This is a genomic window from Facilibium subflavum (assembly GCF_003574485.1).
Classification (GTDB): Bacteria; Pseudomonadota; Gammaproteobacteria; order Francisellales; family Francisellaceae; genus Facilibium; species Facilibium subflavum.
On the sequence record NZ_QLIT01000198.1, the window covers coordinates 1 to 1,027 of the forward strand.

1 protein-coding gene is annotated in these 1,027 nt (G+C 43.8%); it reads left to right on the forward strand.

Annotation, left to right across the window (positions count from 1 at the left end):
* Positions 1–931, forward strand: a 931-nt coding sequence (locus DNK84_RS10985) for an IS110 family RNA-guided transposase (RefSeq protein WP_119344553.1), incomplete at its 5' end; no start/stop codon positions are given.
* Positions 932–1,027 lie beyond the last annotated feature (96 nt).

Consider the following 1,027-nt stretch of genomic DNA (forward strand, 5'->3'; position numbering starts at 1 on the left):
AGGCGCTAACGTAGAAACGGTTTACGAAGCTGGATTTTCAGGTTTCCACTTGCATCGAGAGTTAATTCAGGTTGGCATCAACAACCAAGTGGTTCACCCAGGCTCGATTGAGGTGGCGACACGTGACCGAGTGAAAACCGATAAACGGGATGCGAAGAAAATGGCAACGCAATTAGCTGCTGGTCGACTGAAGGGCATTTATGTACCAACCTTAGAGCAAGAGGCAAAACGCAGTGCCTCACGTTTGCGTAATAATATCGTCAAGCTGCGCCACCAGATAGGTCAAAAGCTCAAGTCGCTCTTGTTTACGCAAGGGCTCATCTCTGGAGAGGACGATACAGTGCTTAGCGAACGGTGGTTGAATAAGAAGCTTGAAGGGGTGAGAAAGTTAGATTATCCGTCCGGGTTTTATTATACGGTTAAGCGATATGCAGATCAGTGGATTTTGTTTACTCAAGATTTAGCACAAATTCGAAAAGATTTATTGGATATGCAAACAGAAGAGGAACACGCATTAATGATGATTTACCAAAGTGCCCCTGGGATTGGTGAAATTGTGGCATTAAGATTAAAAGACGAACTTGCGGATATGAAACAATTTTCGAATGAGAAAAAATTATTTAACTACTTGGGATTTACACCAGTAGAATACTCATCGGGTGAGCATGTTCGACAAGGGCATATTAGCCGTCAGGGACGAGCTGCCTTACGCCATATATTTGTTGAAGCCGCTTGGATAGCGATCAGAAAGGATCCTCAACTCAATGAGGTTTATCAACGTTTAGCAAAAACACGAGGAGGTAAACGAGCCATAGTGGGCGTAGCCCGACGATTGGCAGGACGATTAAGAAGTTGTATACAGCAAGGTATTTTGTATGAAATAAAGCCCTTGAAAACTGAAACCACTGATACGAAAATGAGTTATGCGTGACCTCGTAGTCATCCCTGTGGATTTTGCTTTAAGCAGCCACGTTTGCGAGTTTGGGGCACGCACTTTTATATATCGAATGGACAACTTGTGCTTCTG